The organism is Chryseobacterium sp. X308 (assembly GCF_020733145.1).
GTDB classification, from domain to species: domain Bacteria; phylum Bacteroidota; class Bacteroidia; order Flavobacteriales; family Weeksellaceae; genus Chryseobacterium; species Chryseobacterium cupriresistens.
Map to the genome: position 1 here is coordinate 1 of NZ_JAJFZH010000019.1, position 22062 is coordinate 22062.

Here is a 22062-nt window from a genome sequence, read left to right on the forward strand (position 1 = left end):
TGGCATTAGTATTTTTTCTTCTCGGTTTAACTGATTGATTCACTGTTAAATATACGAAAAATAAATCTTAAAAACAAGCATAAATAACTGTAATTCAAAATGTTAAACCGTTAACTTAATGACATTGCGCTCGCGCCAGCGGGGAATTAATCATATTTTTAGCTTTTACTTTTCAACCTAAGAAATCTTTTATATAATAAGAATATGGCTGTTGAGATAATACTAAAGCTAAAATGAAAAAAGTAATCTTAAAAAAAAAGTTCTCTTTTCTAAAAATAAATATAAAATAATATAAATACGAAAGCAATATTGGCATTAGATATACAATGATTATCATATTTATTGCTGCATCATTACTATTTCCTATTTTATAAACATTAAGAAATTTATCCAATCCAAAAATATTATAATAGATAATCACAAAGTATGTACAATTTATTATAAGAATTGCAAAAAAATGCAATATAAATTTAATCACTAATTTTAGACGTAGACTCCATTGATTGCTTAATGATATCATGAGTTTTATTAATTTGATTATTAATTTGATTATAGTTAAAGGTATGGGCTTTTTGCACTTCTATCAATAAAGACTGATTGATATTAGAATCCAATAAATCTATTGATTCCAACTTAAGAACTTTTACACTTTGTGACGTTACTACATTCTTTCGACTATCTAATGATGTATAATCTGAATAATTTTGACGAATAAGAGACGTTTCTAATAAGATTCTATGATCTAATTTGTATTTTTCACCCTCTAATGATTCGTTTTTAGGAGTTTGATTTAAGTCTACAATATAATATTCATTTTTATCTACTTTTACTATATAAGGTTTTGCCTTTAATGCCATGAGTTTTTTATATTCAGACTTATTGATTTTTTTTCCATTCTTATTATAATATTGATAAGAAGTTGTTTTTTTTGCCATCATAACAGCCGATTTTTTCTCTAAATCTTCAGATGTCACTAAGTCATCTGTAACATCACCTCCACTAATAGCTTGAAAAAATTTTCTAGCGGTATTGGCACGATCAGTAAAACGCCCTAAATCTTCACTCTCAGAATCATTAATTGTTTTTATTACAAACCCATTTTTAATTGGATCAACATTATCGAAAGGGCTTCTCCCATCTGGATCAATAAGTCTTATGGGATTATTTAATACATAATTGTATGGAGAATATTGCCTTGATGCCTCCGCCAGAGGATCTACAACACCCCATCTTCCAATATCCGGCATATACATCCTAGCTCCATAATCATACATACCACTTTCCTGTAGTTCCTTTCCGTTATACTTGTACTTATATGAAGGATTTCCTACTAATGCATTATACCCCTCATGCTTCAATCCAAAAGGATAATAATTACTCTCTTCAATGATCTCCGTTCCTGCTCCATTTTTAGCATAGCTTACTCTAACATTTCCAAGGTGGTCAGTATAATTGTACACGTACTTTCCAGTTTCAACATTAAAATATCCTTCTGCTGTTGGGAAAAATTTTAATATCGAATTGGTATACTGAAAACCATCCAGATAATCGGTGGTTTCTGTTCCGAAAACCTTTTTTTGTTTCACTCCGTCTGCTCTGTAAATATAATCCATTACTTTTGAGTTCTGGGTAATCTTTCGTGGTAAATTTAGATAATTATATTGAATGGAGGAAATTCCTTTATCCAATTGGGTCGTCATATTTCCGTTATCGTCATAGCCTATTTCATTTCCTCCTACAGGATATCCTAAACTGTTAAGATAGGCATCGGATACTTTGGTAAGCCTGTTTCCCGTGTAGCTGTAGATCAGATTATCGATCACCATGGCCTCAGTACTTCCCGGGAGAAGTCCCTGGGTTCTTACCAGATTCAGAATATTCCCGTTCAGGTCATAAGCAAAGAGTTCATTGTATTCTTTCCCGGAAGGATTGGTGTCTTTTTGATAGAAACCTGCTGTAAGCCTGTTCAACGGGTCATAAACATATCCGTATCTTCTCACATTATCATTCGCTCCTGTAGAGGTTTTCCAATCAACTTCAGCGATATTGCCGTTGTATTTCGGTTTTACTTTGTGGTTTGGGTAATTGGTATTGGGGACTTCCAGACCTTGTACTTCATTATATTTTATTTTATATCCAAACAGGTCATTTCCAAGGTTGGCAGGATCGTTAATCTGGGTCAGCCACCCACGGATATTATATTGGTAATCTATCTGCTGAAGCGGAGAAGAAGCTGTAACTCCTCCCACTTTTTTATTCGTAACCTGGGAAATTTCATTATAGGTATTCTGAGCCAGGATTTCTTCAGCATTATTATCAATCTTATGTTTATGGGTAACCAAGCGGTTCTGACTGTCATAATCAAAGGTTTCCGTAATGACCCTTTCGGTATCCGTACTCAGTCTCTTATGCCTTGTTACAGTCTGTTTCGTGATTCCTGCAAAATCCAGTTTGGATTCTGTTCTTGTATATCCTCCCAAATGATTCACAGAATGACTGCCAATAGCTCTTCCTTTCTGATCGTAATAGGTATAGTTCCTGGTCCAGTTGTCATCCTCAATATTCTTTACAAAACTCATTACAGGTAGTCCTTTGGTACTTCTTCCGTCAGCTGCAGGAGTGTCTGTCAATACTGGTTCTCCCTGAATTGTTGAGGGGAATGCCGGATTAAAACTGTAGGCAGGATAAGAGTCGTAATAATTAACCGACAAAATACTTTCAGGGGTAAAATAGACGGCTGTATAATAAATATTGATTCCATTCCTTACAAAACCTGTAGAATGGCGCGCATCATAAATAACCAAATCCTTGATCTGATCCTGTATTGTCGCCCTACTGTCATTTGAACTGAATATTCCTGTATAGGCAACTCTTCCAAACTGGTCATACTTGGTCATCATCCATTTTCCAGATCCTTTCATATTGGCATCCTGGGTAAGCATCAGCCTGTCGGCTTTATCATATACCATAAATTCCCAGCCTTTTCCGGGAAGCTTTTTTTCCACCAGTCTTCCCCTACCATCATAATGGTACTGATAGCATAAGGTATTAAGAAGATCATCCGTAATAGGCTTATGAACAGCCAGAGGAGGAATGACAAAAGCCAGCTGGTCATATTCATTGTAAACATAATAAGTATCCACATTTTCTGCGGGGCTCATGACTTTCCTTACCAAAACAACCTGACCTTTACCGTTTTTAAATTCTATGGTTTCATTACCATCCTCATCTTTGACAGAGTTTTTATAAAGCTGGTTTGGGGCATAAACCGTGGCAGAGGATAAGCTCAGTGCACTTTTAGTAGCTCCATTTATCCAGCTCGTGGTACTAATGTACTGATAGACTTCATTCAATCCGTTGGTGTCATAGCCGAACTTTACAGATTTTCCATTCCAGTCATTACCTACCTGTTTCTGCTCCAGAATCCTATCCAATGGTGAGCTTTCCAGCACTTTTTCAGAATAGATCTTTTCATTCCCGTAGGTGTTGGGATAAACACCCAATGGCCCTGAATAATAGTTTCCATTGCTGGTAGAAAGCTGGGGAACAGGCAAATAATCTTTTACCTGTCTTCCGAAAGGATCATATTCTATATGAGTAACTACATCACGTCCCAGTGGTGATGCTTTGACATTCACTACCTGTTTTGGTCTTCCCAACCCGTCAAAATACTGTACAGATTCTGAGGATTTTGTAGCTGTAGTACCATTATAATCCAGATACGTTTTGGACTGAATATAGTTTTCACTGCTTGAAATCGTAGAAAGCTGGGCATAGGTTATATTGGATAAGAGCAACGCTCCTATTGGTATTATTATCTTTTTCATCAGTTTTAGTTTTTATAGTTGTATTTCATTTCCTTCAATACTTTACCATTCACATCGATCACTTTCTGAAGCCTGTTGGCGGAGTCATAAACATAGCTTTCTCTGATTCCGGATGGCGGGGTGATACTTCTTACTCCAATTAATGGATCATATGTGTATGTTGTGATATGATAGTTTGGCAAACTATTTCTGAATGTATTGAGTACTGATAAAAGTGAAGTCTCATCATTATTAGCTGCAGCAGATGCATCCGTATTAGAAGCATTAATAATGGAATCAATCAGTGACTGCTGGATATCTGATAATTTAGCTCCTTCTATTTTGGCAATGGGCTGGGTCTGGTTGTAACCCCAGATGATTACTGTGGAAACACCTGATTTTGTAGTGTACTGCTGTAAGTTTCCTTTGTTGTCATATTTATCATAAGTCACTTTAGTAGAAACAGCATTTTGTAAATCAGTAGACACAACAGAGCTGGGAAGTAAGTTCAAGGGATTATCATATTTAGTTTCGGATCTTGAAATTGTTTTACTATTTTTCTTAACCTCACTCTCCAAAGGAATACCAATCATATTGGCGTTAATTAACTTCTGGTTAGCCTTTTCATGGGCATAGCTATAGATCGTTTCATTTACCGTTAAATCTGGATGCGTAATTTTTTGTAGTGTGGGTTGTAAGTGCTGAAGGTTTCCATAGGTTGTATTGGACTTTGTTTCCAATATATTTCCATTAATATATTCTTTTAAAATAGTTTCAATTAATTTAGAATATCCATAATAATTTTGATAAAACGTATATGATATATTAGGAATTGGTCCATCATTAGGATTATAAAGATAACCAGTATTTAATGAAAAATTCTGTCTGAAAATAAATGAGGTTATGGCATTTTGTGCAAAACTATATTTGTTATAAGTTTCCTTAAAAATACTAAAATCATTATTTCTAAAGCTATATTGCTTTTCATTCTGTAACAAACCTCTTTCTAATTGGCCGATATTACTGTGGGGTGCATCAAAAATTGGTGGATCATATGCATATGAATCTAAATCAGATTCGTATAAATAATTTCTTTCAATAGCTTTATTCCCATCAACTAATTCTGTTATTGATTGATAGAATATTTTATTCGATCTATCATTGAAATCACTCAAAATATTATCTTTATAAAAACGATATACAGGAATTGGAGTTACTGATATTAATTCACCTCCCTGACTGGTAGAGTTACATTCTAATTGACAATTTCTTTTTGTCATTATATAATCAAATGATTTGAAGGTGGGTGCATTTACTATAGTTGTTCGCCCTGATAATCGATTTTCTAGTTTACTGTAATAAAAGAGACGGCTGTATGATCCATTTTCAGTATTATTTTCTTCAATTTTTTTTACTCTACTTCCTCCATAATGCTTTAATACATCTTCCATTTCAATTCGGGAATTATAGCTTACAGATGCATATCCGTCTATTCTTCCAAAATAAGATGTTACTGAGTATTTTACCTCATACTGATGACCTGATGTTGTTTGAACGGGACAAGTTAGATCGGTAGGAAGTGCCGTTGGGCATAAATCTTTGCTTGCTCTAATACTCTCATAATATTTTCTATTTTCACCTCTTACTACTGTTCCAGTTGTTATATCTCTAATTTGTATACCATGGATCTCATGAAGATTATCAGGCTCTCCACAATTAGAATAATCTGTTGAAGCATATGCAGCATAACTGATTGGAGAACCATTGGAAATAAAAGTAAATGAATCACTTACTGTTTTAGCTCCTGAACAATTTCTCGATACCTCAAGTCCTGTACCACTAGATTTCTCAACAGGAACTGTTGCTATTGAACTATTAGATTCGTAAGTTATCTCAGAATATCCACCCGTAGGATAATAGATCCTCTTAAGATTTCCCAGATAAGTTTTTGCTGGATCGACTTCTTTATCTGCAGAAGCATAGCCAGATGTTTTAGTGAAAATGTAATTAGGAACCTGTCCTGATATATTTGCAAAAGGAGTCTGATTAATCTTACCATTCGAGTATCCATAGAAATCTGTTCCGAGACTGAATCTTGCCGGAATACTTTCTTTTGAATAGTACTCGAATCTGAATTTTTGATTGGAAACAATATCATTAATACTATTTAAGAAATGACGGTTAACCGTACTTTGTTCTGTTGAAGACAAACCATAAAAAGTTACAGAGGATCCAGCATTAACATCGTCATAGCTTAGCTGATAGTTTTTAATTTGTTGATTATTTTGCTTAGCAAGAATGATAACAGAAGTAAGGAGTTTTCCACCATCGTTAATTAGATCTTTTCTTTGTTTATCATAATTGAAATTAATTTTAATTTTATCATCATCAATAGCTAAAAGTCTGGGTTTCAAAGAAACCATTATAGTTTTGCTTTTTGTAAGACCGCTGTTTTCATATGTATTAGGCACACAGCAGCTTTCCGAAACGGTAAAAGAAGCACTCATTGAAGAGTAATAACTTAGTGTTTCAATAGAATAATCATAATTTATGATCTCATTTTTATTAGTTATTATTTTAGCTAAATACCATCCTGAAGTATAAAACTTATTAGGTCCTTTATAATTAATTTGGTTTCTCTCCATAAATTTTTCTTCACCTCCGAAATAATATTTATTTCCTTGATTATCTACAAGTACAAATTCTAAATTTTTACCATATTGGGTGACCATAATAGTTTTATCAGTTATTGATAATTTTGAGCCATCACCGCTATTATAATGAACATTTAGGTTTTTATCAATATAGAATTGCCCTGAAAGCCCATTTGAAAGGGAAAAACTAAACCAGTCATATTCTGTATCAATTGAATTATCGGGATGGGCTGCACCTTTTATCTGATCTGCATTGGCTGTTTCATCTATGGTCTGAGGAAACCAAACTGAAGATGATGTTTCATCCTGTTCGTCTCTTACTATTCTTGAAATTGCTCCTCCAGCAACCAATTGCCAAGACATTCCTGTATTCCCTCCTATATCGTCAACTTTAACACTGCTATTATATGCCAAACTTACAGGCATACTAATAGTATTTCCTACACTGTAAAAAGGAAAACTATAATTAAATTCTCCTGAAGGAGAATTGTTGAAATCTAAACCATATAAACTGAATTTATATGTTTCTGCCGAAGGAGGCTTAATATTGGGTAAGGATTTATCGACGTCACTCTGCCCTTGAACAGATATCGATATTAGAGTAAAAAGAAATAATATTTTTTTCATGATTATTTTTTTATGATTTTGACATTCGCTGTTTTGCTGGTATCAGTTTTTATAGTGATCAAATAAGCTCCCTGCACCAAAGCCTGGGTATTGATCTTAGTCACTTTGTTTTTGGTTTTTATACTTTGAAGCTGTCTTCCACTCATATCATATAACAGAATATCTGCATCCTTAAAATCAAAACCGATTTCTACGTAAGCATAGTCTGAAACAGGATTCGGATAAATTTTGATGTCATATTTTTCAATAAGCTGATCAACCTGTTTGTCTCCCAGTTTCACAATCTTCCAATTTTCTTTACCTAGCTCCTCTGCACTGGTTCCGGCCAGGATAATAGAACCGTCTCTGTTCAACTTTAAATCAGAAAGTCTTTCTTCTTTTTGTCTGGATTCTCCTTTCACATGTTTTCTCCACTGCTCATTACCATTTTGATCTAAATACAGCATCCAAAAGGTTTCATCATCGGTTTCTATTCTTGCTTCAGCCTGAGTATAACCTCCCAGCAGAATGCCTTTAGACTTCCCGCTTCCAGCTTCCTGCTTCCCGTTTATTACACTCATTCCCATCAGAATATCACGGTTTTTGAAATTATAAGACTTCTGCCACTGTTCATCACCTCTTTCGTTTAGGGCAATCAGCCAAAGGTCAGTTCCTTCTTCCAATCCAACCGTTTTATTACCTGATCTCTCTGATCTGGATTCTCCACCAATGATAAAACCATTTGAAGTTAATGCCAATGTTCTGAGATGATCATCGCCTTTTCCACCGAAATTCTTTTCCCATTCTACTTTTCCGTTTTTGTCCAGCTTGACAATCCAGTAATCGCCTTCACCGAAATTTTCAGTTTGTTTCGAGGTACGGGATACGGGGTTCGGGCTTTGAACGTCTGATACAGAACCCGCATCTCGCATCCCGGAATCTTTTTCAGAACCCGAAACACGAACCTCGGAACTCCTTGAATAAATCCCTAGCAGCGCTCCTCCATCTCTGGTTGGAATCATTTTTTCCACTTCGTCTAACCCCTTTCCACCTAAAATCAATTGGGAGAGTTCTTTTCCGTCTTTGTCTAATTTTGTGATCAAAACATCTTTGGAACCATAACCTTTTGAAGAGTTTTGTACGTTACCGGCTACAAAGAATCCTAAATCTGTCGTTTGAATCACAGCTCTGGCTTCTTCATCAGAAGAACTTCCTAAGGTTTTCTGCCAAAGTTCGTCTCCAAATTCATTGATTCTGATCAGCCAGATATCTGAACCTCCTTTGGAATCGTCTTTTTTATCCAATCCCTTTCCTGAATAGGATGTTCCGGCTAAGAGAAATCCACCATCCTGAGTGGTAACCGTTGCAGACAGATAATCATGGTTTTGTCCTGAGAAATATTTCTCCCAGGATTCTTTCCCTTGCTGGTCAAGTTTAATCAAGTGAAAATCGTAGCCGTTATTCTGCTTTTGGCCGCTGGCTGCTGGCGACTGGCTTTTAGACTGTATAGAGCTTCCCGAGATCAGGTATTGCTGATCAATGGTTGTGGTGACCTGGCTTAGAAAATCCTGGGTAGAGGATTGAATGTCTTTCTGCCACACCACTTCCTGGGCAGATACGCCCAGGACTGTGCATAAAGTGAATGCACCGAAATAGAATTTTTTCATTCTATGTTTTTTTTGAGTTAGTAATTAGTTTCTTAAAACTTCGCGAATTTAACACTTTTTAAGACATGGAAATCATTTTTGTGTGGTATCCTGTAAATCATACTATTTTTAATTAGATTCTCTCTATTTATACCAGTTTTTATTTTATTATGATGTAAAAATATCTATCCGCAACGTCAAAACATGTCGTATTAAACCGAATTGATTTTAATTATTGACATAAAAAAACCACCCTTGCGAGTGGTCTGTTATTTCTGGTTTTATTTTACTTATAAATGACTTCATCATTCTTCTTGATCTGGTAGCTTTTTTTATAGGGAGTTAAAACATAGCTGTCTTTCACGTGAGCTCCACTTTTCCATATTTTTGCTTTTCCCTGCTTATCCAAAATAATGCTTTTTGCAGCTCCATCCGGAATAAAAACTTCAGCTTTAGTCATACTTTTATTGAAAATAACTGCCGTCATAGTAGTATAGCTTTTGTCTGAGTTTACTTCTTTGAGTTTTATTTTCTGATTGAAAGTCTGTATACAATTATTTCGTAATTGTGAATACGTATATCCTGCTGAACCAATACAACCGTGAACATCTCTGTCACCTCCAAGAACAGGAGTACTTTTTTGCGCAAAAACGAATGAACCAAGGAACATGGTACTGAGTAAAATTATTTTTTTCATAGGTAAAATTTTTGTTTTCTGATGGATTAAAAATATCCCAAAAATGTGATATTAATTAATTTCTCTAAGGTACAAAAAAAACCACTCTTGCGAGCGGTTTTTCTTTTTTAAGCCGGATCTTACTGATAGATCACGATATTATCCTTTTTAAGCTGGTATCCGTGCTTTTTGTAAGGAACCAATACATAACCATCCTTTTTCCATGCTTTGGCTTTACCTCCTGCTCTGGTAAGGATGATGCTTCTTTCACCGGCATCTTTTACAAAAACCTCAGCTTGTTTCATGTCTTTACTGAAAATAACTGCAGCTATTGAAGTATAGCTGTCTTTCGGAGCTACTTCTGTTAACTTGATTTTCTGTTCAAACGTTCTTATACAGTCTTTCTTAATTTGAGAATAAGTATATCCTGCTGAACCAATACACCCGTGTGCATCTTTGTCTCCACCTTTTATTGTTCCTTTTTGTGCAAATAGTAAAGAACCCAGGAACATTGTGCTTAATAAAATTGTTTTTTTCATGTCGATTTGTATACTAATAATTACCCGAGGTATTATTAAAAATCGTGCCAAAAAAAACATCATAACACAATCCGGTGAATTACTTTCCGGATATTACTTAGTCCAATTGATTTTTGAATGCTGAACATTGTCAGAACTGGTTCCGATCATGATATCAAATTCACCTGATTCCCAGTCATATTTCAGATCTCCGTTATAGAATTTCAGGCTTTCAGGAGTGATATCGAAAGTTACTTTTTTAGATTCTCCTTTTTTCAGAAATACTTTCTGGAAGCCTTTCAACTCTTTTACCGGTCTTGTAATACTTCCCACCATATCTCTGATATACAACTGAACCACTTCAGCTCCATCATAGTCTCCTGTATTCGTTACTGTAACGGATGCCTGAACGGTCTGATTTCCTTTCGCAGTAGTAGTGGAAACTGCCATATCAGAATAATTGAATTTCGTGTAGCTCAATCCATATCCGAAAGCGTATAAAGGCGTATTACACTCGTCCATATAGTTTGAACGGAATCTTTCATAAGTACATTTATCTACTTTATCCTGGCTTAGCGGACGACCTGTATTTTTAGCGTTATAATAAATCGGCACCTGTCCAAGGCTTCTTGGGAAAGTCATCGGAAGTTTTCCGGACGGGTTTACTTTTCCGAACAGAACATCCGCAATCGCATTACCTGCTTCAGATCCTGCAAACCAGGCATTCAAGATAGAATCCGGAGTATCTTTTACATTGGTTAAAGCTAAAGGACGTCCTGTAAAAAGAACCATTGCAATTGGTTTTCCGGTCTTCTTTAATTCGTTTAGCAGATCAACCTGAGACTGAGGAATCGTAATTTCTGTTCTTGAAGAAGATTCTCCACTCATTTCAGCAGATTCTCCGATAGCCAGAACAATCACATCTGCTTTGTTGGCAACATCTACCGCTTCTTTTAACAATTCTTCTTTGGAACGGTTGTCTCTGTCTGTTTTTTTACCGTGAGCAGCATAAATTTCTTCTAATTTGGCATCATAATCTATATTGGCTCCTTTTGCAGATAAAAACTTAACTTCTTTTCCATAGTTTGACTGTAGTCCCTGCATCAAAGAAACTGAGGCAGCATGTTTTGTAGCAACACTCCATGTTCCGGCCATATTCATTGAGTTATTCACCAATGGTCCGATTACAGCCACTGTTCCTGACTTCTTTAAAGGCAATACCTGATTGTCATTTTTCAATAACACCATGGATTGAGCAGCTGTATTTCTTGCTATATTACGGTTTTCCATATTATAGACTTCTTTTGCCGCTAACTTCGCATCTCCATGTTTGTATGGATTATCAAATAAACCAAGATCATATTTTGCTTCAAGAATTCTTCTTGCTGCCATATCAATTTCAGCTTGTGTAACTTTTCCTTCCTGAAGGGATTTTTTTAAAGTTGTTAAAAAACCTTCTCCCACCATATCCATATCAACCCCAGCTTTTAAAGCCAAAGCAGATACCTGCTGAAGATCTCCCATACCGTGGTCTACCATTTCATTGATACCGGTATAGTCTGTTACTACGAAGCCTTTGAACTTCCATAGATTTCTTAATACTTCAGTCTGAAGCCATCTGTTACCTGTCGCCGGTACTCCGTCCACTTCATTGAAAGAGGCCATTACCGAAGCAACACCTGCATCCACTGCAGCTTTGTAAGGAGGAAAATATTCGTTGAACATCCTTACATGGCTCATATCAACCGTATTGTAATCTCTTCCGGACTCACCTGCTCCATATAGGGCAAAATGTTTTACACATGCTAAAATATTGGTTCCGTTCGCAAGGTCTTTCCCCTGATAGCCATATACCATGTTTTTGGAAATTTCACTTCCCAAATAAGGATCTTCTCCTGAACCTTCTGATACCCTTCCCCATCTTGGTTCACGGGAAATATCTACCATGGGAGAGAATGTCCAGTTGATCCCGTCGGAAGCAGCTTCTCTCGCAGCTACTTTTGCAGACTGCTGGATGAGGTTCATATCCCATGAGGCAGCCAGCCCTAAAGGAATCGGGAAAGTAGTTTCATAGCCGTGAATAACATCCATCCCGAAAATCATAGGAATCTTCAGACGGCTTTTTTCTACGGCCACTTTCTGAACTGCCTTGATCTTATCTGCTCCTTTTATATTGAATAATCCGCCGACTAATCCCTGCTCTACTTTCTTTCCGATATCAGAGCTCTGTGCCTGTCCTGTAGTGAAATCTCCGGAAGTCGGAAGGTTCATCTGGCCAATTTTTTCATCCAATGTCATTTTAGATAAAAGATTGTCTACAAAAGCTTTCTTCTTAGCCTGATATTGAGCTGTCTGGTAAGACTGAACGGGCTTCGTTACCATTTCCTGTGCGGAAAATACAGGTGCCAATGCTAAAGTGGCGATTACAATTAACTTTTTCATAAATCTATCTTCTTAAATTATTGTTTTATATTTTTTGCTTTAATTTGATGGGTTTATTTTTCAATCATTGGTGTTTTGGATTACTTTTCTTTCTTTTTGGACAGCATCCATTCATACAGAGCTGGATTTGAGTAAGCCGAATCCCATGAATTATGATTATCATTCGGGAAGATAACCAATTCTGCCGAAGGGTTTACAGGATGCAGCTTCTGATAAAAATTAAAAGCATTGGCAGGTAGTACAATATCGTCCATTCCGCCATGGAAAATTTTCATGTTCAGATCTTTAAACCGATGAATATTAGCGGTCATTACCTGATCTGTAGGGGCACAAACTGAAGCCACTGCAGCAAACATTTCCGGATGCTCCATGGCCAGCTTTAAGGTTCCCCATCCTCCCATAGAAAGCCCTGTAAGATAAATACGGGAAGTATCAATTTTATATTTCTTCTGAATTTCCTTGATCAGATTATATACGGTAACCGTATCCCACCATGTTCCTTCCGGGCATTGGGGTGCGAGAATAGCTACAGGTCCTTTGATCAGGTTTTTATAGGTAAACGGGCTGTGTGCCTTTACCAGATCAAGATTAGTTCCACGCTCTCCTGAACCATGAAGGAAAACAATTAATGGTACATTTCCTTTAACATCCTGTGGGTAATCCAGAATGTATGACATTTTCTCCTGTCTTTTAATTTCTTTATTGAGTTCCCCTTTTATCTCCTGCGCATTCATTGGTATTGAAAACGGCAGCAATAATAGAGGAATATGTTTCAGTTTTAGTTTCATATTGTTATTTAGGTTTTAGCTAGAGCCAACGGATTTGATCATTTTTATGTAAACGGGCTGCCTTCGGATAAGCTCAGGATAATGACCCGTTCCTGTTGAGTTATTTTATTCCATATTTGGCTGACCGGAAGCTTAGTTTTTTTAATCCCTGCTGAATTTCCGGGGCATTCATAAATAACTTCCACAGGAATCCTGATCTGTAATTTTCAATCATGGGTGCTATCGTTCCCTGATCTATCGCCAGATATCTTGGGGTAAACCAATTGTTATAATTAATGGAGGTAGCATCATAAGGTCCCGCAGATCCTATGAATTCAGGTTTTTGGGTATACATGAATCTCAGGAAAGCCATTGATTCTTTTGGTGTATAGGGAAAACTGCTCAAGGCAGCTGTAGGAGTAATCACTCCATTATCATTGCCAGGCATATGGGCGGTATATCCTGTGCTTCCATCTTCATTTCTGGTATATCCGGCTGTAAGCCCCCAATAATTGGGTCCATACCCTTTCCATTGTTTTGGATTTTCAACACAGTATTTGTAATCGATAAGGGTTTGATTTTTATTGATGTCAAAGTAATTTTTGACAAGTTTATCGGATAATCCCGTAGGATCAAGCCCGATATATGAATATTGCGCCCAGAAAAGCGGGCCGCCGTATTCTTCGGCATAGTTGTGTTTTACATACAGGGGTAACCCGTATTTTGTTTTATCTGTAAGGTAAGTTCCGTTTCTGGTCCAGCCTTTATAATAGGTTTCTGCATCAATGGAATAAGTAGGTGAAGACGCTGCTAAAATATAAGTGATCAGACATTCATTATATCCTTCAAGAGGAAAATTCATCTCCCATTGGTAATCCGGTGACCAGTGCCAGTATAGGACTTTCTGTCCTCCTTTGGTATACCAGTTCCATTGGATTCCTTTCCACAGTTCATCACATTTTGCTGCCAGTTTTTTTTCTTCTGCATTTCCGTTTTTAAAGTATTCACGAACCATCAGTATTCCTGAGGTAAGGAAAGCGGTTTCCACAAGGTCACCACCATTATCTTTTTTCCCGAATGGTACGGTTTTTCCGGTTTCCCCATTGATCCAATGTGACCATGCTCCTTTGTGGCGGTCTGCCTTAGCCAGAAAGTCCATGATGTGAGTAAGTCTTTTCACCGCTTCTTTTCTTGGAACAAATCCTCTTTCTACCCCTACCAGAATAGTTGCCAACCCGAAGCCTGAGCCTCCTGTAGTGATTACGTGCTTATCGTTATCCGGATAGATATTATCTTCATGGTAACGTTCTCTTCCCAGCATTGAGTTAGGTTCTGCATAGTCCCAGAAGTATTTTAAAGCATCCTTCTGCACTCTGTCCATCAGTTGTTCATCCGTGATATTGCTTTTTACCGCTTCAGTTTTTCCGGTTTCCTGTTTGGCAACGGGCGCATTTTTACAGGAATACACAAAGAATAATGAAGTAATAGCCATTGATAATACGTTCCTTTTCATGAGATCTCTTTTTTAGGGTTTCTTACTAAAAGAAGAGGAGAACTTTCATTCTCCTCTAAAGTTTTTATTGATTAAATTTTAATAGCCGGGGTTTTGTGCTGACAATCCACCTGCTTCCATTATAAAATCTTGTGGAAGTGGGAATAGTTCATGTTTTCCAACGATGAATTTTTTACCACCATCAGCCGCCATGGCTGCCTGGGCTTGTCCGGTTCTTACAAGATCAAACCATCTGTCATGTTCGAAAGCAAGCTCTAATCTTCTTTGTTTCCAGATATCCAATCTTACGTCTGCCTGAGAAGAAGCAGTCGTGTTTCCGATGTTAGCCCTGTTTCTTACCTGATTCAGGAAAGGAATAGCTGCAGATGTTTGTCCAAGCTCATTCATTGCTTCAGCTCTGATTAATAGTACTTCAGCATATCTCAGATAACGAATGTTTACATCTGTTGAAGCCTGATCTCTATAATTGGAAGAATAAGCTTTATAATTATAGAATTTATTTTCTGTATTTGGACCTACATAATATCCATCATATAAAGTCATATCTCTATGGATAATCGTAGCATCTCTTCTGGAATCCGTTGCAGAGTAGGCGTCATATAATCCTTGGGTAGGAGTAGAGAATCCCCAGCCCCAGCCTGTAGTACCTCTGGCTCCCTGAACCTGGCTGTACTGCTGGATTGCTCTTCCTGCTGTCCCTCCTGTTCCGTTAATTTCGAAAACAGATTCAGCATTATTTTCTCCTGAAACTTTATAAATATCCTGGAAATTAGGTGTCAATGAATACCCTGTAACCAAATTAGTCTCATCCACAGCAAGCTGCCATTTCTTCTGATATAAATACACCTTTGCTAAAAGCGCATGGGCAGCACCAACAGATGCTCTCCCTATATTACCTGCCCCATAGGCTGATTTATTAGGAAGAACGGCTATGGCATCCTTAAGATCCTGTTCAATGAATGCATAAATTTCTTCCTTACTTTTTCTGGTAAGTGTCATTTGCTTATCAGCTTCAACCCCTGTTACGGGAACATGGTCTACTAGCGGAACTCCTCCAAAAGATCTTACCAGAGTAAAGTACATAAATGCTCTTAAAAACTTTGCCTCTCCTATTAATCTCTGACGTAACTGCGGGTCTGCTTTATCTAATTTAGGAAGATATTTTAGCGCCTGATTACACCTGTTAATCCCCTGATAATTAGAAGCAAACAATTCTTTGAATGATGGTGTTGATGCTGTAAATGTCAAAGCATCCAAAATGTCTTTATCTGAACCTGAATCACTTGGACTTGAACCTTTATCTGCATCATCAGAAACAATTGATGTCACTCCAATCCATGCAAACGTACTCATATTCCAGTCTAAAAACTTTGCATAAATACTAGTTACCAAACTATTGGCTCCTTCATTATTATTGTATATTTCACCCAAAGCATCCTCAGGAATTTTTTCTGTAGGTGATACATCAACGAAGTCATTGCTGCAACTCTGGTTAACAGCTCCTAAAATTAAAAATGCAGCTGCTATGATATATTTCTTATTCATTTTTTTAAAAATTTAGGTTAACACCAAATACAAAAGATCTCAATGTAGGATAAGCATCTAATTCTACGCCTGCACGTTTAATTGGATCTCCTTCTGCTGTAGGATCTGCAGGATTATATCCTGATAATTCTGAGGAATATCCTGAGTATTTCTGGAATACAATTGGATTAATCGCACTTACATAGAGCTTAATTGATTTCATATAATCCGTTACATTTTTAAATGTATACCCTACTGAAATATTATTGATTCTGAAATAATCTCCACTTTCCAAATAGAATGTTGATGCAATTGGGATATTTGCAGGATTTACAGGATTTGCTGCATTAGTGTTTGTAGGAGTCCAGAAATCATTCGCTACAGAAGCTTCGACATTTTCTCCACCATTCCTTTGTGCTTTTTTACCATTATACACTTTGAATCCAAAAGCTCCATAACCGCTCAAAGCAAAATCCCAATTCTTGTAAGACATTGAAAAATTAACACCTAAGGTTGATTTTGGTATGTAAGAGCCAAAGAAACGTCTGTCTCCCGGATCTGCACTTCCGGTAACTCCATTACCATTCAAGTCTTTAAACTTCAGGTTACCGTTTGCATCATAACCGTCTGCTTCCCATAGATAGAAACTTCCTAATGCGTAACCAACTGCCTTAGCATTAAAAATTTTTGTATCCTGTCCGTTTCCAAGATTTCCTCCCACAAGTTGAGAAACCGGCTTGGAAAGATCAATACTGGCAAGTTTGTTCTTATTGTAAGAATAATTGGCACCAATTGAATAAGTAAAATCCTCACCTACTTTATCAGCCCAGTTTAAACTTATCTCAGCACCTTTATTGACAACACTTCCCATGTGTGAAAAATTCACTTCAGAAATACCTGTTGCAAGATAAGGTACCACCCCCAAGATAAGATTATTGGTTTTTCTGTTATAAACATCAAAGCTACCCGATAACCTTTTATTCAGGATTGCAAAATCTAATCCTAACGAAGTTTCTTCGGTTACTTCCCATCCTAAACTAGGGTCATATCCCTGATTAACAGTTATTCCATTACTTACAGGCGATGTACCGAATCCATAATTATATGTTGCTCCGGATGAAAGTGGCAAATAATTTAGCGGAACCTTCTGGTTACCTAATTTACCCCAGCCTCCTCTTAATTTTAAAAGATCAAAGAATCCGTCCTGCATAAAGCTTTCTTCAGAAATGATCCATCCGGCTCCAAATGATGGAAATGTCCCCCATGTGTGTCCCTCAGCGAACTGAGATGACCCATCTCTTCTGATTGTCCCGCTTAATAAATAACGGTTCATAAATTTATACTGAAGCCTTCCGAAATAAGAAATTGTGGTGTTTCTGTTCCCTTTTATAGATTCAATGGCTTTGGTCGTATTATCACTAAATAAATTACCATAGTAATCTACGCCATCCAGATTCCAGTAGTCTTGTGAAACGGGTACATTCTTTCTGTTGATCGTTAAGGTTTCAAGACCATTGGCAACTGAAGCTTCTGTACCAGCTACAATTTCAATATCATGATTTCCTACTTTCTTGCTATAGGTTAAATAGTTATTAAGTACCCAGTTGAAATAGTTTTGGTTTTTATTGGTTAATCTTGTCAGAGGCAAAGAAGTATCATATCCACTATCAACCCTCATTGGATCGCTATCTAACCAGAATGCTTTGGAATTTACAAAATTGTAATATTTATAATTATTGTACTCACCACTAAACTGAGAAGTAAACTTCAAATCTTTATAAATATCAATATCCAGTTTTAACCCACCCTGCAATAAGAAATTTTTTCCTCTTTGATTGTCATAGGCAAGCTGCATTACAGGGTTCCCGACATTATTAAATCGCCCTCCTTCATAATCGATATTCCCGTTGGTCTTATTATATATAGGCTGACCATATTTTCCATTCGGATAATATACAGGGACTAATGGCGATTGTTTATATGCATTTGTAAAAGCACCATACGATTTAGGAGTATCATTGGTAAAGGTAGCACTTAAAGTCTGCGCTAATCTGATACCTTTGGTAATCCTGAATTCGTTATTGGTTCTTACTGTAGTCCTGTTATAATTTGTTCCTTTAAGGATAGACTGCTCATCATAATTACTTAAACTTAAGAAGTATTTAGCAGCTTCAGAAGATCCTGAAATAGAAACATTATGTTGGTTATAAATCCCTGTTCTTGTAATTTCTTTGAACCAATCTGTGTTGTACGGCTGATTAGGGTTCAGATAAATACTTGCTTTACCTGCATTATTATAAGTTGCAAATTCAGTCCCGTTAGCCATTTTAATGGTTTTTAAAGGGGTTCTGAATCCAACCAATCCATCATAGGTAACACTTAACTTCCCCCTACCTGATTTCGTAGTAATAATGATTACCCCGTTAGCCGCTCTGTTACCATAGATTGCCAATGCTGCAGCATCTTTCAATACATCATAGGTAAGAATATCATTAGAGTTGATATTGTTGATGTTATCGGCGTACATTCCATCAACTACATATAAAGGTGTTCTTCCACCCAATACAGTACCAAGTCCTCTGATCATTACTGTCGGAGTTGATCCCGGAGCATCAGAAGCAATAACCTGTACTCCGGCAGCTTTTCCCTGAATAGCCTGTGACGCATTCAATACTTTGGTTCTGGTTACTTCCTCCGCACTGATAGAACTAATAGAAGTAGTGTTGTCTACTTTTTTACGGCTACCATATCCAATCATAACGACTTCGTCAATCTTCTGGACTTTAGCAGAATCCTGCGTAACCTGTGCATTCACGTTCATCCCGAAATATAACACGGCAATGAGACCTGAATACTTTAAATTACTTTGTTTCATATAGTTTCAATTTTATTCAAATAAATTCAAATTTGCACCTGTCTCTAAATAGTGGAGTTATTTAAAATCTCAAAAAAAGACATTAGCCAAAAATATAAAAAATATCCAACACTGTTAAACTATCTTAAATATTTAAAAATTGCTGTATTTTATTACATTGAAAATGCCAAAAAAATGAATTTTATAATTTTTTATTTAAAATCAACAACTTTTATTCATCATATCTTTAAATTAAATTTTAACTTTTTTAGCACAATATTCACCAAAACATGTACTCGATTTAATATTTTGTTAAATTGAGAATAGTAATTACCTTTGGTGCAGTTTTTGACAAGTGCATCTTAGAAATACATAATAAAAAGATCAATGAAAAAATATATCATTGCAGCCGCTCTTCTGATTGGAACCGGTGCTGTTATTACCACCACTGTACAATCCTGCACTTCATTGGCAACATCAGACATGGGGCTTTCTATTATCAAAAGAATTCTGCTCAATGGTATTGATAAGGGAATGAGTATCTATGGCAACAAAGAAGCGTTCCTGCAGAATAATATGGTTGATAAAGCCCTTCCAAAAGAACTGAGAGACATCAATTCCACACTGGAGAAAATTGCTCCTTCACTGGTAGCCAAAGAAAGAGATTATATAGCACAGGCAGCGGCTTACACAGTGAACACATCAAAACCTATTTTGCAGGATGCCGTAAACAGCCTGAATGCTCAGGATGTAACGAGAATTATGCAGGGAACCACTGCTACACAGATTCTGAAGGAAAAAACATCCCAACAGCTTATTGCGGCCATTGCTCCTAAAGTAGATGAAAAACTGAATGAATATGGAATTGTAAAAACCATTAATACAGCGCTATCAGGCAGTAATTTTCTGGGCAGTCTTTTAGGGGGAAATAACAACACCGTCAATTCAGGAGGACTGAGTAAACTTGCTTCAGAACAGCTGGTGAATGGATTGTTCAACATCATTGAAGATTATGAGCACCAGAACTCCAAGTCCCTGCTGGGACCGTTTGGAAAATAGGAAAATTTTCGCTATTTTTATATTATATTAACAATTGCAGATGGATATATTACAAGGAAATCAACACGCAAGCCCTGAAGACTTTTATCAGTCTTTGAGGGAGAAGCTGGAGGATCATCATGATTTTCCGGAGGATTATTTATTTAAATTTATTATTCCTACAGACCAGGCAAAACTTACTGAAATTTACAGAGTTTTTGATGGTATTAAATTTACACTGGGAAACCGCGAAAGCAAAAATGGGAAATACACGGCCTGCAATATCAATGCATTTGTTCTGGATGCCAATCAGGTAGTGAATATTTATAAAGAAGTAGCAAAAATAGAAGGCGTTATTCTATTGTAAAAACAAAGGCCGTTTCATCATGATGAAGCGGTTTTTTTATTATTAATACATAAAAACAGAATATGATGAACATCCAACTGATCCTATTTAATGTCATTTTAGCAACCTCTGCTACAAACTGTATGCACAAAAATAACAGCGAAAATAATACCCCAAATATCTCTTCTGCAGTTCAACAACAAAAAATTGAACAGATCCGGTTAACAGAAAGAACAAGAGGGTTCAGCAGAGATATTGTTTTCACTCCTTCCTCAAAAGAATCCAATATCAACGAAGAGATTACGAATACCAAAATCTCCACCGCCGAATGGCTGGCAGTTTCCAGGCTGGCTCAGAACATTGACCTACCGAAGATATCTGAACTCAAATCTCCAACTACAGGCAGATATTCTGACCAGGCAATGATATCATCTATGATCATTACCGCTGGCGGAAAAGAGTATACCTCCTCAGAATTTGATTCCGGACGTCCTCCAAAAGAACTGGAAGCTTTATATAAAGCGATAAACGGCCCGGTTACTACAAAAAAACCATAACATAAAAGATCCGCCCTTTAACAGAACGGATCTTTTTTATTTATTAAGTTTCATCTATTTTTCAATAAAGAACTTTACATTTTCAATAGGTCTTCCCAGCATTGCTACTGAACCTTTTACCAGAATGGGCCTTTGTATTAAAGATGGGTTTTCGGAAAGAATCTTTATCCATTCCTCTTCCGAATAGTTTTTATCTGCATAGTTCTCAACGTAAAGCTTATCGGTTTTACGGATAATATGAAAAACACTCTGATTCAGTTTCTTCAACACCGTTCTTATTTCAAGAGGACTTAAAGGATCTTCAACAATATTAATGATCTCAAAAGGCACTCCGTTTTCGTCAAGATACTCCAGTACAGCATTTGACTTTGAACAGTTTCCGTTATGTAAAACTTTAACTACCATGATACATTATTCAAAAATTAAACTTGATCTTAACAAATTTAAAAAGATTTACCCTGAGTCTGTCTTAATGTTGTGATAAAAATATGTTAAAACAATCCGTGTAGCTCTGCCTCAATCTTCTCCAGAATAAACCCGAAATCTTCAGGTTTTTCAACGAAATCAAGATCATCCACTTCCACAATCAAAAGTTTTCCTTCTGTATAGTTGGAGATCCATTTTTCATATTTCTGATTCAGTTTGGAAAGATATTCAATACTGATAGATGCTTCATATTCACGACCTCTTTTATAGATTTTTTTAACCAGGTTAGGAACATCAGATTTCAAATAGATTAAAAGATCCGGAGCAGATACGAAAGACTTCATCAGATCAAATACTGATGAGTAGTTATTGAAATCCCTGTCTGAAAGAAGGTTCATATCATTCAGGTTTTCCGCAAAAATATGGGCATCTTCATAGATCGTACGATCCTGAATAATGTTTTTCCCGCTTTCCCTGATCTCCTTTACCTGACGGAATCTGCTTCCCAGGAAATACACCTGCAGCGCGAAACTCCACTTGCTCATGTCTGAATAAAAATCTTCCAGATAAGGATTATGATCTACATCTTCAAATTGTGCATCCCATCCGTAATGCTTGGAAAGCATCGTTGTCAAAGTTGTTTTTCCGGCTCCGATGTTTCCTGTAACTGCAATATGCATAATATTCTT

15 protein-coding genes are annotated in these 22062 nt (G+C 36.6%); 3 read left to right on the top strand and 12 right to left on the bottom strand.

Annotated elements, in window-relative coordinates; genetic code table 11:
- Positions 1-470: 470 nt before the first annotated feature.
- The 10 genes from LIV57_RS17690 to LIV57_RS17735 all read right to left on the bottom strand — a co-directional run bounded on the left by LIV57_RS17690 (position 471) and on the right by LIV57_RS17735 (position 19027).
- Complete coding sequence (locus tag LIV57_RS17690) at positions 471-3827, bottom strand: DUF6443 domain-containing protein (RefSeq protein ID WP_227943667.1); 3357 nt, start codon at positions 3825-3827, stop codon at positions 471-473.
- Positions 3828-3832: 5 nt separating this feature from the next.
- Positions 3833-7087 carry a hypothetical protein gene (locus LIV57_RS17695; RefSeq protein ID WP_227943668.1) on the bottom strand — a complete coding sequence of 1085 codons (3255 nt, stop codon included), beginning with the start codon at positions 7085-7087 and terminating at the stop codon, positions 3833-3835.
- 2 nt (positions 7088-7089) lie between these two features.
- Positions 7090-8733 (bottom strand): T9SS type A sorting domain-containing protein, encoded by a 1644-nt coding sequence (locus LIV57_RS17700; RefSeq protein ID WP_227943669.1) that lies wholly within the window; start codon positions 8731-8733, stop codon positions 7090-7092.
- 265 nt (positions 8734-8998) lie between these two features.
- The gene (locus tag LIV57_RS17705; RefSeq protein WP_227943670.1) at positions 8999-9409 is read right to left on the bottom strand and encodes a hypothetical protein; all 411 of its coding nucleotides are present in this window, start codon (positions 9407-9409) and stop codon (positions 8999-9001) included.
- Positions 9410-9528: 119 nt separating this feature from the next.
- A complete protein-coding gene (locus LIV57_RS17710) occupies positions 9529-9927 on the bottom strand; it encodes a hypothetical protein (RefSeq protein ID WP_110011040.1) in 399 nt (132 codons plus the stop codon).
- A gap of 93 nt (positions 9928-10020) precedes the next feature.
- A complete protein-coding gene (gene bglX, locus LIV57_RS17715) occupies positions 10021-12348 on the bottom strand; it encodes a beta-glucosidase BglX (RefSeq protein ID WP_227943671.1) in 2328 nt (775 codons plus the stop codon).
- 80 nt (positions 12349-12428) lie between these two features.
- On the bottom strand, positions 12429-13136 hold the full coding sequence (locus tag LIV57_RS17720) for a prolyl oligopeptidase family serine peptidase (protein ID WP_227943672.1): 708 nt from the start codon (positions 13134-13136) through the stop codon (positions 12429-12431).
- Positions 13137-13236: 100 nt separating this feature from the next.
- On the bottom strand, positions 13237-14628 hold the full coding sequence (locus LIV57_RS17725) for a glucoamylase family protein (protein ID WP_227943673.1): 1392 nt from the start codon (positions 14626-14628) through the stop codon (positions 13237-13239).
- A gap of 78 nt (positions 14629-14706) precedes the next feature.
- A complete protein-coding gene (locus LIV57_RS17730; RefSeq protein ID WP_120231639.1) occupies positions 14707-16173 on the bottom strand; it encodes a RagB/SusD family nutrient uptake outer membrane protein in 1467 nt (488 codons plus the stop codon).
- A gap of 4 nt (positions 16174-16177) precedes the next feature.
- Positions 16178-19027 (bottom strand): SusC/RagA family TonB-linked outer membrane protein, encoded by a 2850-nt coding sequence (locus LIV57_RS17735; protein WP_227943674.1) that lies wholly within the window; start codon positions 19025-19027, stop codon positions 16178-16180.
- Between the two features lie 366 nt (positions 19028-19393).
- On the opposite strand from LIV57_RS17735, the gene LIV57_RS17740 reads away from it, so the two are divergent.
- The 3 genes from LIV57_RS17740 to LIV57_RS17750 all read left to right on the top strand — a co-directional run bounded on the left by LIV57_RS17740 (position 19394) and on the right by LIV57_RS17750 (position 20947).
- Complete coding sequence (locus tag LIV57_RS17740; protein ID WP_110011034.1) at positions 19394-20065, top strand: DUF4197 family protein; 672 nt, start codon at positions 19394-19396, stop codon at positions 20063-20065.
- 40 nt (positions 20066-20105) lie between these two features.
- Positions 20106-20411: a DUF493 family protein gene (locus LIV57_RS17745; protein WP_047433612.1), complete on the top strand. Its 306-nt coding sequence runs from the start codon at positions 20106-20108 to the stop codon at positions 20409-20411.
- A gap of 62 nt (positions 20412-20473) precedes the next feature.
- Positions 20474-20947 (top strand): hypothetical protein, encoded by a 474-nt coding sequence (locus tag LIV57_RS17750; protein WP_227943675.1) that lies wholly within the window; start codon positions 20474-20476, stop codon positions 20945-20947.
- Between the two features lie 54 nt (positions 20948-21001).
- On the opposite strand, the gene LIV57_RS17755 is transcribed toward LIV57_RS17750, so the two are convergent.
- Together LIV57_RS17755 and LIV57_RS17760 are read right to left on the bottom strand one after the other, a co-directional pair.
- Positions 21002-21352 (bottom strand): arsenate reductase family protein, encoded by a 351-nt coding sequence (locus tag LIV57_RS17755; RefSeq protein ID WP_110011032.1) that lies wholly within the window; start codon positions 21350-21352, stop codon positions 21002-21004.
- Between the two features lie 86 nt (positions 21353-21438).
- Positions 21439-22053, bottom strand: coding sequence for a deoxynucleoside kinase (locus tag LIV57_RS17760; RefSeq protein ID WP_002977952.1), 615 nt, complete (start codon positions 22051-22053; stop codon positions 21439-21441).
- Positions 22054-22062 lie beyond the last annotated feature (9 nt).